This window comes from Arthrobacter sp. JDC6, assembly GCF_056484025.1.
On record NZ_CM151278.1, the window covers coordinates 3,419,985 to 3,434,392 of the forward strand.

General features: G+C 61.3%; 8 protein-coding genes and 3 rRNA genes. 1 reads left to right on the forward strand and 10 read right to left on the reverse strand.

Going from position 1 to position 14,408, the window contains the following annotated elements; all coding sequences use genetic code 11:
* Nucleotide 1 precedes the first annotated feature (1 nt).
* The 6 genes from ACV095_RS15840 to ACV095_RS15865 all read right to left on the reverse strand — a co-directional run bounded on the left by ACV095_RS15840 (nt 2) and on the right by ACV095_RS15865 (nt 9,539).
* Nucleotides 2–760: a LamB/YcsF family protein gene (locus tag ACV095_RS15840; protein WP_478222264.1), complete on the reverse strand. Its 759-nt coding sequence runs from the start codon at nt 758–760 to the stop codon at nt 2–4.
* A 453-nt stretch (nt 761–1,213) separates the two neighbouring features.
* A 5S ribosomal RNA gene (rrf, locus tag ACV095_RS15845) occupies nt 1,214–1,330 on the reverse strand.
* 172 nt (nt 1,331–1,502) lie between these two features.
* Nucleotides 1,503–4,632: ribosomal RNA gene (locus tag ACV095_RS15850) — 23S ribosomal RNA — on the reverse strand.
* Between the two features lie 539 nt (nt 4,633–5,171).
* A 16S ribosomal RNA gene (locus ACV095_RS15855) occupies nt 5,172–6,694 on the reverse strand.
* Together the 16S, 23S and 5S rRNA genes form the textbook arrangement of a ribosomal RNA operon.
* A 664-nt stretch (nt 6,695–7,358) precedes the next feature.
* A complete protein-coding gene (locus ACV095_RS15860) occupies nt 7,359–8,084 on the reverse strand; it encodes an excalibur calcium-binding domain-containing protein (protein ID WP_478222265.1) in 726 nt (241 codons plus the stop codon).
* Nucleotides 8,085–8,150: 66 nt separating this feature from the next.
* Nucleotides 8,151–9,539 carry a GmrSD restriction endonuclease domain-containing protein gene (locus ACV095_RS15865; RefSeq protein WP_478222266.1) on the reverse strand — a complete coding sequence of 463 codons (1,389 nt, stop codon included), beginning with the start codon at nt 9,537–9,539 and terminating at the stop codon, nt 8,151–8,153.
* 278 nt (nt 9,540–9,817) lie between these two features.
* Here ACV095_RS15865 and ACV095_RS15870 point away from each other — a divergent pair, with 278 nt between their 5' ends.
* The gene (locus ACV095_RS15870) at nt 9,818–10,210 is read left to right on the forward strand and encodes a VOC family protein (protein WP_478222267.1); all 393 of its coding nucleotides are present in this window, start codon (nt 9,818–9,820) and stop codon (nt 10,208–10,210) included.
* Between the two features lie 40 nt (nt 10,211–10,250).
* Here ACV095_RS15870 and ACV095_RS15875 read toward each other — a convergent pair whose 3' ends face one another.
* From ACV095_RS15875 to ACV095_RS15890, 4 genes are read right to left on the reverse strand one after another with little or no spacing between them, the layout of a single operon-like run.
* The gene (locus ACV095_RS15875) at nt 10,251–11,276 is read right to left on the reverse strand and encodes a LacI family DNA-binding transcriptional regulator (RefSeq protein ID WP_018771323.1); all 1,026 of its coding nucleotides are present in this window, start codon (nt 11,274–11,276) and stop codon (nt 10,251–10,253) included.
* A gap of 36 nt (nt 11,277–11,312) precedes the next feature.
* The gene (locus ACV095_RS15880) at nt 11,313–12,044 is read right to left on the reverse strand and encodes a cupin domain-containing protein (RefSeq protein WP_018771324.1); all 732 of its coding nucleotides are present in this window, start codon (nt 12,042–12,044) and stop codon (nt 11,313–11,315) included.
* Between the two features lie 3 nt (nt 12,045–12,047).
* Nucleotides 12,048–13,028, reverse strand: coding sequence for a DUF6807 domain-containing protein (locus ACV095_RS15885; RefSeq protein WP_478222268.1), 981 nt, complete (start codon nt 13,026–13,028; stop codon nt 12,048–12,050).
* Nucleotides 13,029–13,052: 24 nt separating this feature from the next.
* Nucleotides 13,053–14,186, reverse strand: coding sequence for a Gfo/Idh/MocA family protein (locus tag ACV095_RS15890; RefSeq protein WP_268002682.1), 1,134 nt, complete (start codon nt 14,184–14,186; stop codon nt 13,053–13,055).
* Nucleotides 14,187–14,408 lie beyond the last annotated feature (222 nt).

Sequence of the window (14,408 nt, forward strand, 5' to 3'; positions counted from 1 at the left end):
GCTAGGCGAAGCTTTCGATCCGGATGCCGGCGTCCACCAGTGCGGCACGGACGGCGGCAGCCATTGCCACGGCGCCGGGGGTGTCACCGTGCAGGCAGATGCTTTCGGCGCGGACGGGGACCAGCGATCCGTCGATGGCGCGGACTACGCCGTCCCCGGCCAGGCGCAGGACGTGCTCGACGACGTCCTCCACCTTGTGCAGCACGGCGCCGGGTTCGCGCCGGGAGACCAGGGTGCCGTCCGGGTTGTAGGCACGGTCAGCGAAGGCCTCGGCCACGGTCCGCAGGCCCGCGGCTTCGGCCTGGCGCTGGATCTCGGAGTTGGGGAGCACCATAAGGGGCAGGGTGGGGTCCACTGCGAGGATGGCTGCCACAACGGCCCCAGCCTGCTTCGGGTGGGTGACGATGGTGTTGTAGAGCGCGCCGTGGGGCTTGACGTAGCGGACGGCAGTGCCGGCGGCGAGGGCCACGGCCTGGACTGCGCCGATCTGGTAGACCACATCGGCGGTCAGCTCGGCCGGGGTCATGTCCACGAAGCGCCGGCCGAAGCCGGCCAGGTCCCGGTATCCGGGGTGTGCGCCCACGGTGACGCCGGCCTTCACGGCGGCCTGGCAGGTGGCCATGATGCCTACGGGGTCGCCGGCGTGGAAGCCGCAGGCCACGTTGGCGCTGGACACGCTTTCAAAGATGGCCGCGTCGTCACCGAAGGACCAGTTCCCAAAGGACTCGCCGACGTCGCTGTTCAGGTCGATGCTGGGCATTGTGATCTCCGTCTCGGATTGCTGTTCATCCAAGAATGCCCTAAAAACTCGGATTGTTCAACAATCCGAAGCCCCTATTACCCTTCCTACCCGTGACGCGCCATCACATCCTGCGGGTTTTCCATGATGCGCCATCACATCCTGTGGGTTTTCGAGGGATGCGCCATCACATCCTGCCCGTTCGCCGGCCACGTCTCATCACTTCGTGAGAGTCTTCTGTCGTGGCACGGGGCCTGGTGTCGCGTTACCGGTGAGGGAGGAAAGCTGATGTCGCGTCACCCATAACCGCACAGGACGTGGTGTCGCGTCTGCGGTGAGGGGACGAAAGCTGATGGCGCGTCACGGGGCCTAGGTGCGGGATCGCGTTGTGGTGTTGGTGGGTTAAATACTTTGGTGTTGGTGGGTTAAATGTGGGAGGCCCCAACCTGGTGGTTGGGGCCTCGACCAATGTGTGTCCGGCGGTGACCTACTCTCCCACACCCTCCCGGGTGCAGTACCATCGGCGCTGTGGGTCTTAGCTTCCGGGTTCGGAATGGGACCGGGCGTTTCCCCCACGCTATGACCGCCGTAACCCTTGTACCCGCCCGCCCGGTGTTTGTTCGGGGGTGGGAAGTCTGGTGGTTACAACATTGTGGTGTTGTTCTTCAGTTGTGTTGGTTCCGTGCCGTGACAACCCCGCGTGTTGGGGGGTTGTTGGTTGGGAACCACATAGTGGACGCAAGCAGAGTTTGTATGTATCTGTGTGGTGTAAGTTGTTGGCCTATTAGTACCGGTCAGCTTCACGAGTCGTTAGTCCTCGCTTCCACATCCGGCCTATCAACCCAGTGGTCTGGCTGGGGGCCTCTCACACCCGAGGGTGTATGGAAATCTCATCTCGAAGCGAGCTTCCCGCTTAGATGCTTTCAGCGGTTATCCCATCCGAACGTAGCTAATCAGCGGTGCACTTGGCAGTACAACTGACACACCAGAGGTTCGTCCGTCCCGGTCCTCTCGTACTAAGGACAGCCCTTCTCAAATTTCCTGCGCGCGCAGCGGATAGGGACCGAACTGTCTCACGACGTTCTAAACCCAGCTCGCGTACCGCTTTAATGGGCGAACAGCCCAACCCTTGGGACCTACTCCAGCCCCAGGATGCGACGAGCCGACATCGAGGTGCCAAACCATGCCGTCGATATGGACTCTTGGGCAAGATCAGCCTGTTATCCCCGAGGTACCTTTTATCCGTTGAGCGACGGCCATTCCACAATGTACCGCCGGATCACTAGTCCCGACTTTCGTCCCTGCTCGAGATGTCTCTCTCACAGTCAAGCTCCCTTGTGCACTTACACTCGACACCTGATTGCCAACCAGGCTGAGGGAACCTTTGGGCGCCTCCGTTACTTTTTAGGAGGCAACCGCCCCAGTTAAACTACCCATCAGGCACTGTCCCTGACCCGGATTACGGGCCGAAGTTAGATGTCCAAAGTGACCAGAGTGGTATTTCAACGATGACTCCACCCGAACTGGCGTCCGGGCTTCAACGTCTCCCACCTATCCTACACAAGCCACTCCGAACACCAATACCAAACTATAGTAAAGGTCTCGGGGTCTTTCCGTCCTGCTGCGCGTAACGAGCATCTTTACTCGTACTGCAATTTCGCCGAGTTTATGGTTGAGACAGCGGGGAAGTCGTTACTCCATTCGTGCAGGTCGGAACTTACCCGACAAGGAATTTCGCTACCTTAGGATGGTTATAGTTACCACCGCCGTTTACTGGGGCTTAAATTCTCAGCTTCGCCTTGCGGCTAACCGGTCCTCTTAACCTTCCAGCACCGGGCAGGAGTCAGTCCGTATACATCGTCTTGCGACTTCGCACGGACCTGTGTTTTTAGTAAACAGTCGCTTCCCCCTGGTCTCTGCGGCCCCGATCCCCTCCACACCGCAAAGGGTGTATCAAGGTTGGGGCCCCCCTTCTCCCGAAGTTACGGGGGCATTTTGCCGAGTTCCTTAACCATAATTCTCTCGATCGCCTTGGTATTCTCTACCTGATCACCTGTGTCGGTTTGGGGTACGGGCGGCTAAAACCTCGCGTCGATGCTTTTCTCGGCAGCATAGGATCACCAAATCCCCCCAAACGGGGGTCCCATCAGATCTCAGGCACCATGAGTGGCGGATTTGCCTACCACTCGCCCTACATCCTTAGACCGGGACAACCATCGCCCGGCTCGGCTACCTTCCTGCGTCACACCTGTTAATACGCTTGCCTCCCGGGATCAGGTCCTGCGCTCCACCAAAACCCTCACACCACAAGGGCGCTCGGGCAGGCTTCGGGCAGTTAGTATCCCCCGCTCAGCATGGGCGGTTTTTCGCCGGTACGGGAATATCAACCCGTTGTCCATCGACTACGCCTGTCGGCCTCGCCTTAGGTCCCGACTTACCCAGGGCAGATTAGCTTGACCCTGGAACCCTTGATCATTCGGCGGACGGGTTTCTCACCCGTCTTTCGCTACTCATGCCTGCATTCTCACTCGTGTAGGCTCCACCGCTGGTTTACACCGCGACTTCACCGCCCACACGACGCTCCCCTACCCATCCACACGCCTGAACCACAAGGGCTTAGCTAAAATGTGAATGCCACAACTTCGGCGGTGTACTTGAGCCCCGCTACATTGTCGGCGCGGAATCACTTGACCAGTGAGCTATTACGCACTCTTTTAAGGGTGGCTGCTTCTAAGCCAACCTCCTGGTTGTCTGGGCAACTCCACATCCTTTCCCACTTAGCACACGCTTAGGGGCCTTAGTTGGTGGTCTGGGCTGTTTCCCTCTCGACTATGAAGCTTATCCCCCACAGTCTCACTGCTGCGCTCTCACTTACCGGCATTCGGAGTTTGGCTGACGTCAGTAACCTTGTAGGGCCCATTAGCCATCCAGTAGCTCTACCTCCAGCAAGAAACACGCAACGCTGCACCTAAATGCATTTCGGGGAGAACCAGCTATCACGAAGTTTGATTGGCCTTTCACCCCTACCCACAGCTCATCCCCTCCATTTTCAACTGAAGTGGGTTCGGTCCTCCACGACGTCTTACCGTCGCTTCAACCTGGCCATGGGTAGATCACTTCGCTTCGGGTCTAGATCACGCCACTCACACGCCCTATTCAGACTCGCTTTCGCTACGGCTGCCCCACACGGGTTAACCTCGCGACGTAACACTAACTCGCAGGCTCATTCTTCAAAAGGCACGCCGTCACCAGAATCAGACTGGCTCCGACGGATTGTAAGCACACGGTTTCAGGTACTGTTTCACTCCCCTCCCGGGGTACTTTTCACCTTTCCCTCACGGTACTGGTCCGCTATCGGTCATTAGGGAGTATTTAGGCTTATCAGGTGGTCCTGACAGATTCGCACGGGATTTCTCGGGCCCCGTACTACTTGGGATACTCTCACAGGCGGTACAAACACATTACGGTTACGGGACTAACACCCTCTCTGGCCGGCCTTTCAAAACCGTTCACCTATGCGCGCACATCACACCCCACCAGCCCGGCAGAACTGGTATGGAAAGTCCCACAACCCCGACCATGCAACGCCCGCCGGCTATCACACATGGAACGGTTTAGCCTGATCCGCGTTCGCTCGCCACTACTAACGGAATCACTATTGTTTTCTCTTCCTGCGGGTACTGAGATGTTTCACTTCCCCGCGTTCCCCCCACGCACCCTATGTGTTCAGGTACGGGTCACCGAGTCACTCGCGCGCTCGGCGGGGTTTCCCCATTCGGACACCCTGGGATCACAGTCCGGTTATCGACTCCCCCAGGCTTATCGCAGATTCCTACGTCCTTCTTCGGCTCCTAATGCCAAGGCATCCACCGTGTGCTCTTAAAAACTTGACCACAAAGATCAAAAACATTTCTCGAGAGAACCACAGAAACCAACCACACCCCAACACCCAAAGGGCATCAACAGCGCAGCCAGATCCAGGTTCATTAATCTTGGAAATTGCTTCTTATACAAGATGCTCGCGTCCACTATGTAGTTCTCAAACAACAACCCCACACCACACACCCCACACACCCAAACAGGCGCACGGAACGTCACGGCAGGGAAACCAGAAACAAACAAACCCGACAAGGAACCACCACGACCAAAGCCGCAGCAACCCCTCCCCGGCCCTGTTGCCTCAGGACCCAACAGTGTGCCAAACACTACCCAGCAACCCAAACCAGCCGCGTTCCAGAACACCCGCCCTCCCCCGAAGAGAAGAACAAAACATTCGTACTAACCACACCGGTCCGTGCCACCAGGCACCTATTTGTTGATATTCCACCCATGAGCACCCGCCACGGAACAATCGTCCATGCTGCGGGCTTGCTTCCTGACAACCCCCCACACCGGCATTCACCAGCACAGAAGAGTTGGAGGTGCTCCTTAGAAAGGAGGTGATCCAGCCGCACCTTCCGGTACGGCTACCTTGTTACGACTTAGTCCCAATCGCCAGTCCCACCTTCGACAGCTCCCTCCCACAAGGGGTTAGGCCACCGGCTTCGGGTGTTACCAACTTTCGTGACTTGACGGGCGGTGTGTACAAGGCCCGGGAACGTATTCACCGCAGCGTTGCTGATCTGCGATTACTAGCGACTCCGACTTCATGGGGTCGAGTTGCAGACCCCAATCCGAACTGAGACCGGCTTTTTGGGATTAGCTCCACCTCACAGTATCGCAACCCTTTGTACCGGCCATTGTAGCATGCGTGAAGCCCAAGACATAAGGGGCATGATGATTTGACGTCGTCCCCACCTTCCTCCGAGTTGACCCCGGCAGTCTCCTATGAGTCCCCACCATCACGTGCTGGCAACATAGAACGAGGGTTGCGCTCGTTGCGGGACTTAACCCAACATCTCACGACACGAGCTGACGACAACCATGCACCACCTGTAAACCAGCCCCAAAGGGGAAACCACATTTCTGCAGCGGTCCGGTTCATGTCAAGCCTTGGTAAGGTTCTTCGCGTTGCATCGAATTAATCCGCATGCTCCGCCGCTTGTGCGGGCCCCCGTCAATTCCTTTGAGTTTTAGCCTTGCGGCCGTACTCCCCAGGCGGGGCACTTAATGCGTTAGCTACGGCGCGGAAAACGTGGAATGTCCCCCACACCTAGTGCCCAACGTTTACGGCATGGACTACCAGGGTATCTAATCCTGTTCGCTCCCCATGCTTTCGCTCCTCAGCGTCAGTTAATGCCCAGAGACCTGCCTTCGCCATCGGTGTTCCTCCTGATATCTGCGCATTTCACCGCTACACCAGGAATTCCAGTCTCCCCTACATCACTCTAGTCTGCCCGTACCCACCGCAGATCCGGAGTTGAGCCCCGGACTTTCACGGCAGACGCGACAAACCGCCTACGAGCTCTTTACGCCCAATAATTCCGGATAACGCTTGCGCCCTACGTATTACCGCGGCTGCTGGCACGTAGTTAGCCGGCGCTTCTTCTGCAGGTACCGTCACTTACGCTTCTTCCCTACTGAAAGAGGTTTACAACCCGAAGGCCGTCATCCCTCACGCGGCGTCGCTGCATCAGGCTTTCGCCCATTGTGCAATATTCCCCACTGCTGCCTCCCGTAGGAGTCTGGGCCGTGTCTCAGTCCCAGTGTGGCCGGTCACCCTCTCAGGCCGGCTACCCGTCGTCGCCTTGGTAGGCCATTACCCCACCAACAAGCTGATAGGCCGCGAGTCCATCCAAAACCACAAAAGCTTTCCACCAACCACCATGCGATGGAAGGTCATATCCGGTATTAGACCCAGTTTCCCAGGCTTATCCCAGAGTCAAGGGCAGGTTACTCACGTGTTACTCACCCGTTCGCCACTAATCCACCAGCAAGCTGGCATCATCGTTCGACTTGCATGTGTTAAGCACGCCGCCAGCGTTCATCCTGAGCCAGGATCAAACTCTCCGTTGAAGTAAAACAAAAACAGACACAACCACAACCACCGGAAATAACGGCAGAAACAGCTGCACAAAATTTGAAACCAGCCAAAAACACCATGCACACCACGGGGTGGCGGCACAGCACAATCAACCAATTACATACATAATCGGTATCAACAAACTTGGCACACTATTGAGTTCTCAAACAACAGACACACCCGGCACCACCCAAACCAACGTCCAGGCTCGCTCCGGAGCAACTTTCCAAACTTACCCGGTTCCAACAAGCTTCGCAAATCAGCGTTACCGCGATCCACTCCACTCGAAAACCAGCCCCACCCGCGTCCGGCACGCCAAGAGGCGAACCATTTCCAGGCCGTTCAGTAAGGGGTTTGGCCGCTATCTTTCCGCTTCAGCGGCGGCGACTCAGAAAACAATACCCGCCCCCACACCCAACCGCAAATCGACCCCCTAGCGGGTGAAGATCCGCGGAATCCCGGGGCAGGAACGGCCGTCGGGGCACCCAAGCGGCCTCCCGCCGTCGTAATTCCCTGGTGTGTGCTGCCGCACATGCTGTCTGGCCTCCCCCATCTCCGGCCCCGACCTCAATTCCCTCGGTTGGCCCTTAAAGCCACGAGCCGCGGATACCTCCGGAAAGGAGGATCCGCGGCTCGCCTTAGCACTGCCCCGCCTGGCTAACGCTCGCAGGCGACGCCGTCGCCGTCGCGGTCAAGGGAAGAGCTGTACCCCGCCTGTCCCCTGTACAAAGGCGCCGCACCCGCGGCCTTGGCTGCAGTGCAATTGGCGTAGTAGGCAGCTGCCGGAGCCTGCACGGGGGCTGGTGCGGCAGGAACTGCCACAGGAGCAGGTGCGGGAGCCTGCGCGGCCTGCTTAGCCGCGGCAGCCTGGTCGGCGGCAGCCTTCGCAGCGGCTGCCTGATCGGCGGCGGCCTTGTCGGCAGCGGCTTTCTCAGCGGCCGCCTTCGCAGCAGCAGCCGCCTTCTCGGCCGCGGCCTTGTCAGCTGCCGCCTTGTCGGCCGCAGCCTTCTCCGCCGCAATATCGTCAAGGCTCTTGACGCCGAGATGCACCGTGGACCCCTTGTCAGCCTTTGCACCGTTGGCTGGGTCCTGGGTGGTCACCTGCCAGTTGCTCTTGACCATGATCGACTTGCCGTGGGCCGTGTCCTTGGCATCAACTTCAAACCCAAGGTCTTTCAGCTGGTCCGTGGCCTTGTCCAGGGCCAAACCCGTCACGGACGGAACGGTGACGGTCTCGATCGTTTGCGCAACAGAGGTTGCGGCTGCTGCAGGCTGCGTCGCCGCCTGCTTGCCGCCGCAGCCCGTCAGCATGAGGCCGGCAAGCACAGCCAGAGCCAGCGTCTTCTTCAACCTGCCGGCGGCAGGCATGGGACTTGTTTTCATGATTCCCCCTAGGAATGCGTGTGATGGTGTTGAAATCGCGTCCGGAGAGTCCGGACAAGAACGGGCCTACTCGCAGGCGATGCCGTCGGAGTCGCGGTCCAGTGCGGACCGGTAGCCGGCCTGGCCGGCGTAGAGCGGCGCAGCTCCCGCAGCCCTCGCCGCAGTGCAGTTGGCGTAGTAGACGGCGGCAGGTGCCGGTGCGGCGGGAGCAGGTGCGGGTGCAGCCGGCGCAGGTGCCGCCGGGACAACGGGCGCGGGCGCCGGAGCGACCGGTGCCGGTGCGGGGGCAACCGCCGCCGGAGCAGGAGCAGCCGCGGCAGGCGCCGGTTCAGCCACCGCCGGTGCGGGAGCCGGGGACTGTTGGCTGGTCGGAGCCAACTGTCCGGAGCAGTCACCGAGGATGCGGGCCATCGCGTCGTGCTCCGCCTGTGTCACCCACAGCCCATATGTCGCCTTCACCGAGATCTGCCGGGCCACATACTCACACCGGAAGGGCTTGTTCGGGGGCAGCCAGGTGGCCGCGTCGCCGTCGCCCTTTTGCTGGTTGGTGGGGCCGTCCGTTGCCTGGAGATTCAGCGGATCATTCGCGAACGCCGTCCGCTGCTCGGTGGTCAACTGCTGCGCGCCCTTCTGCCACGCGTCGCTCAGCGCCACCACATGGTCGATCTGCACGGCAGTGCTGGTCCCCGAGCCACGGACAAAACTGATGGTCTTGCCCGTGTAGGGATCCGCCAGGGTCCCTGTCTGGACTTTGCAGGGAACACTGTTCGTGTAAGTGATGCCGGTGAGGTCCCGCCGGAGGATGTCGTTGCGGGTATCGCAGCCATTGCGGTCCACGTCCAGCCACGCCTGGCCGAACTGCGCCCGGTCATACCCCGTTTTCGGCGCCCGGCCCTTGATGGAAAGGGTGGCCAACAGATCGACCGCCTTTGTGGCGTAGGCCGGCTGCGCGTTGGGGGCGGTGGCGGTAACGCCGGCGGCAAGGACGGCCGGGTTCTCCGGGTCCAGCGGCTCACCAGTGCTGTCAGCGGTGGGAGTGGGCGTGGACGACGGCGAAGCCGTGGCTGTGGCGGTTGGGCTCGCTTTGGCGGACGCCACCTTGGCGGTGCTCTCCGAGGAGGCTGCCTCCAGGTCTGCGCTGGCAACGTGCGGCAAGGCGACGGCCCCGCCGATGAAGAGGGCGAGGGACGCGGCGATCGCGATGGCGCCGGCCTTGCGTTGCGCCGGGAGCCAGGCCCAGGAGCGCCGCCCTGTAAGCAGGACATAAAGGCCGGTGAGTGCGGTTGAAATGCCCAGGAAAATCAGGGCTCCGCCCACTCCGCCGCTCAGCGCGCCCAAAAGCATGAACAGTGCGGTGATGCCGGCAACAATAAACGTTGAAATGCGTGGTTTCCGCGGCGGCGTCGGTGCCGCCGCAGGTGGAACAAACCCGAAAAGGGTGTCGTGGTCGGGCATTCTTTCCCCATTTTCACGGGGTCCCCATATGGGTCCCCCACATTTGGCGGGCCTGCTGCTAAGCCCGACAAACTCATCGGCATGAGCCTATGGTCCAACCGAAACCGAAAACGGGCGTCCTGCGCGTCCTCGGCCAACATTCAGCAAGTCTTGATCGGACCTTGAGGAAAGCCCGACGCAATACCGTGTGAGTGCTTCATAATTCGCGGTTTCGCGTGGCTAAACCCGTCTGTTCGGCTCCCATTCCCTTGCGTGAGCCGCAAAGATAGAGTGGCCGGATGCAGATGCGTCTTGAGGTTGTCCAGGTCCCGGTTTCCGACGTCGACAGGTCGAAAGCGTTCTATACCGAAAAACTTGGCTTCGTCCTGGACCACGACGTGGAACACATTCCGGGCATGAGGGTGGTCCAGCTGACTCCCCCGGGTTCGCCCACATCAGTAGTCATCGGCACCGGGATGACCGCCATGAGGCCGGGCAGCCTGGAGGGACTGCAACTGGTGGTTCCGGACATCACCGAGGTCCGGGCCGAACTGGTCAGGCGGGGCGCGGACATCAGCGAAATCCAGGACCTGGGCGGCGTCCTGTTCGCCTACTTCAGCGATCCCGACGGCAACCGCTGGGTGATGCAGGGCCAGACCCCTGCGGACATCCGGGACGCGCACAAACCCTAAAAGAAGCTGCTAAAAGGGAGCGGGCGTCGGAGGGTGCGGACTACTTTTTAGCCGGCGGGGCAGTGGAACCCCGGACCACCAGCTCGGTGCCGAGCTCGATCCGCTGCGGCAGTTCCTCGTCACCATCCAGATGCCGGAGCAGGGCGCGCATGGCAGTTTCGGCCATCTGCACTACCGGCTGCCGGATCGTGGTCAGCCCCGGCTCGATCCACTCGGCCGCCGGAATGTCGTCAAACCCAATGACGGACAAGTCTTCGGGAATGCGGAGCCCGGCGGAACGCGCAGCCCGGTACGCACCCAAGGCCTGGTCGTCGTTGCCGGTGAAGATCGCCGTCGGACGGTCCGACAACTCCAGCAGCTTGCGGGTTGCAGCCTCGCCCGCTTCGATGGAAAAGTCGCCGGGAACCATCAACGCCGTGTCCAGGGCTATGCCCGCGCGGCGCAGTGCCGAGATGTAGCCATCCTCGCGGGCGCTGCTGCACTGCAGGTCCTCGCGGCCGCCGATCATGGCGATCCGCTTATGCCCCAACTGCAAAAGGTGTTCCGTGGCCGAATAGCCACCCTCCCAGTTCGCCGCCCCCACTGTCATCAGGTCCGGGCCAGGCTGGCCCACAGGATCGATCAGCACCACAGGTATCCCTAAGGACTTGATCCGCTGGATTTGCTTGGCATCCAACTGGTAGACGGCCATGAGCAGCCCATCCGATTTCCGCTCCGCGAGGTTGGCCAGCCACGGCCGGATGCGCGAGCCGTCCAGGCTCAGGCTGCTGACCACAGTCCCGTAGCCGGCGTCCTGTGCCACACGTTCTACGCCCTCGATGATCTCCAGGGCCCATTCCGAGCCCAGCCCCGGAAACACCAGGTCCACCAGGCCGGCCTTTTGCCTGCGTTTGGCAGGGCGGCGCGCATAATCGCGCCGGGCAATGATCTCCTCCACCCGGGCACGCGTCTCTGCCGCCACGTGCGCGTGCCCGTTCAGCACCTTGGACACGGTGGGAACCGAGACCCCGGCTTCACGGGCAATCTCACTGATCGTCGCGCGCCTGGTGTCCTGCTTGCTCACCACGGAAACCGCCCTCTCACCCGGGTCACGCGCCCGGTGCTATGTATCGGAAAGTTCCCACGTCTGGATCCGGCCACACATGCCGTAAATTCTGCGGTTTTCCCGTTTTCCCATCGTAGTTCGCGCACCGGACAGATAGATACTTTCTGCCGTGTCCAGAGAGGCCAGCTGCTGCCGGGTGACTTCCGCCTGGCGGGCAGCTCCCTCCGCCAGAACGTCTGCCCAGGCGCTGGTCCTGTCCGAGACCAGACGGGCAGCGGCAGCATGGAAGTCGGCCAGTGCTGCCGGACCGGAAACCAGCACGGCTTGCTTAAGCGCAAAGTAACCTTCCAGGGCCAAATCACGACGGCGGCGCGCGGCGTGCTCGCCCGCGTCCGGCCCAGCGTCGGCGTCCTTGTGTTCCAGCGCCGCTGCGCTCCGGTACTTTTCCGCGTGCGCAAGGTACTCGGGCGGAAATGTCATCACGGCGTCGCCGTGTTCGGGCAGCCCGGCATTCTGCATGACTACAAGGACCTTCAGGTCACCCGAATCATTGATGGCGCGATGCACGGTGCCGGGGGTAAACCAAAGCACCACCCCAGGCGCCAACGGTGTCGAGGTGAAGCCGCGCGAGTCAAGTGTCTCCAGCCTGCCGATTCCCTGGAGCACCACGTACGCCTCCGTGGAAGCGGTGTGCACGTGCGGCGACCCGCCGGCTGCACCGTCGGCGCCCGGCCAGTCGTAGATGCTGATTTCGGAGAGCCCAGTGGCGCCTGGAAACGTTGAGGCCATCCGTTACGCCCAATCGCGAAGCGCTGCTTGCGCAGCATCCGCCAGCGCCTGGGCGCGTTCGGCGTCCACACCGCCATCGGCAATCACCACGGCGTAGCGGTAGGTAAGCGGCGCACCTTCAGGGAGGGGCACCTCCTCGCTGAAGAAGGGGGCTGAGCCCAAGCACGCGAACATGGACGACCTGGCAAACCACTGGTTGGGTGCACCGGGGTTATTTCCGTCCTCCACGAACGCGATGGTGGAGGCCCGGCAGGTGACGTCATGCGTACCGGTGAAGGCGATCCACGGCGAGCGGGTGCCCATGAATTCGTCCGTACCCGCATCCTCCTGGTTGCGGAACACGCCGCCTGTAAAGGACCTGGGGCCGCGCCAAAAGAGGCCACCATATCCGGCGTTGTGCCGGCCTTCCGTAGTGGGGCTGCCGATGCGGATCTCTTCGCCGGAGATATTGCTCATCCTGGTCTCAAAGAGGATGGCGTATGCCCCCTCGGTTTCGCTGTTCTCCGTAGCAGCGTCTTCCACCAACCGGAGGCTGAACCGGCGGCTCTCCGCAATGACCGGTTCCCCTTCCTGCGAGGTCCAGGTCAGGGATTCCGACGCCGTGATGCCGGGGCCGGATTGGTCGATGCCCGTGAAGGATCCGTGGGTCATGGCACCATTGTTGTCCAGGTTGGCGTACTCCGTGGCGCGTGTGTAGGTGGCTCCGCCCCAGAAATTGTGCTTGCCCACGTTGGGCAGCGCCCAGGAAAGTCCCTTATGCCAGACGTGGTCCCACGGGCGGGAAATTGTCACCTCGTCCCCGCCCAGGGTGGTCAGCGGATGGAAGAACGGCCGCGGACTCTCGTACTGGTCGTCCGTGGGCTTGTAGGTATAGGTGGCGATAGGCCTGCCTTTGGCTGTGAAGGTGAGGGCCGCTCCATCGTCGTGGAAACTGAGTGATGCCGCGGACACAGCGGAAAGGGACGCTGCTGTGGGGGTGGTCATGGTGGTGCCTCCTTGGGTATGGGCTCAGACGCTGGTGGCTTTGAGGGCGGTCAGGTTGAAGGCTGTCTCCTCGAGGACTTTCGCGCCCAGCCCTTCGCCGTCCATGCCCCCGTAGAAGGGGTGGCCGGTGACGATCTCGCCGCGGTGCACGGATTTTCCGGTAAAGGCGGAGGCGTAGAGGGCGGCAGCGAACTCCAGAGTTTGCCGTGCGGAGTCTGCCCCGGCCGGAAGAGGGCGGCCGGCGTCGAGCGCGCCATACATGGCCAGGAACTGGGCCGCGTGTCCGCTTCCCTGATCCAAGGGCTCGCCGTTCCACGCTGTTCCTACCTGGTCCTCGTGGCCGGGCGCTGCCGTAATGGTCCAGTTGTCCGTGCTGTAGCCGTAGAGGTGGCTCAGCTCCACAGTGGCAAATTCACAGTCGATTCGGATGTCCGAGGTTTCCCGCGGCGAGAGCAGCGAGTTGATAATGGTGGCCACGGCTCCGTTACTGAACCGGACCAGGGCGGCGGACAAGTCTTCAGTGGAAGTAGGCCGTGCCTGCCGGCTGGCGATGGCGGTGATTTCCTCCCACGGACCCAGCAGGTGCAACAGCAAATCGAACTGGTGAATGCCGTGACCCATGGTGGGCCCGCCGCCCTCGGCTTCCCAGGTTCCGCGCCAGGGAAGTTCCCAGTAGCTGTCCGGCCGGTACCAGAGGGTGTCGCACCGGGCCACCAGGGGACGGCCGAAGTCACCGCCGTCAATCAGCCGGCGGGCCGCGGCTGCCGCATCCCCGAACCGGTGCTGGAAGACGCAAGAGAACTGGGCGCCGCCCTTTGCCTGGGCGGTCTCCAGCCGGTCGAAGTCAGCGAGGCTTAGCGCCGGGGGTTTTTCGGAGAGGACATGGACGCCTGCTTCGAGGCATTCGATGGCCTGGCCGATGTGGAACATGGGCGGCGTGCAGAGGTGGACAATGTCCGGTTTGGCCTCTGCCAGAAGATCGGCCAGGCTCAGGTACGTACCAGGGATGCTGTGCTTCTCCGCGAAGGCATCCAGCCGGCCCTGGTCCACGTCGCATGCCGCCACCAGCTCCGCCCTGCCGTTTGTCCGGGCCAGGTTGTCAGCATGGACCGCCGCGATCCCGCCGGTTCCCACGATGGCCACTCTGTACGTCCGCATGTTTTCTCCGTCGTTGCAGTGATGTAGGTAGCGCCCCAGGGCTTCGAAGTGGTCCGAAGTGCCTCCGGGCGCCTGGTCCCAAAGTCAATGGAAAGTTTCTATTCCATTCACGAAGTTTCGTGGGTTCCGTCGCAGACTTATCCCACGCCCATTGTCAACCGTAGGAGGATGATCTTTGAAGAGTCAATGCTTTAGGACCTAGAAAGTAAACAATAGTTTCTG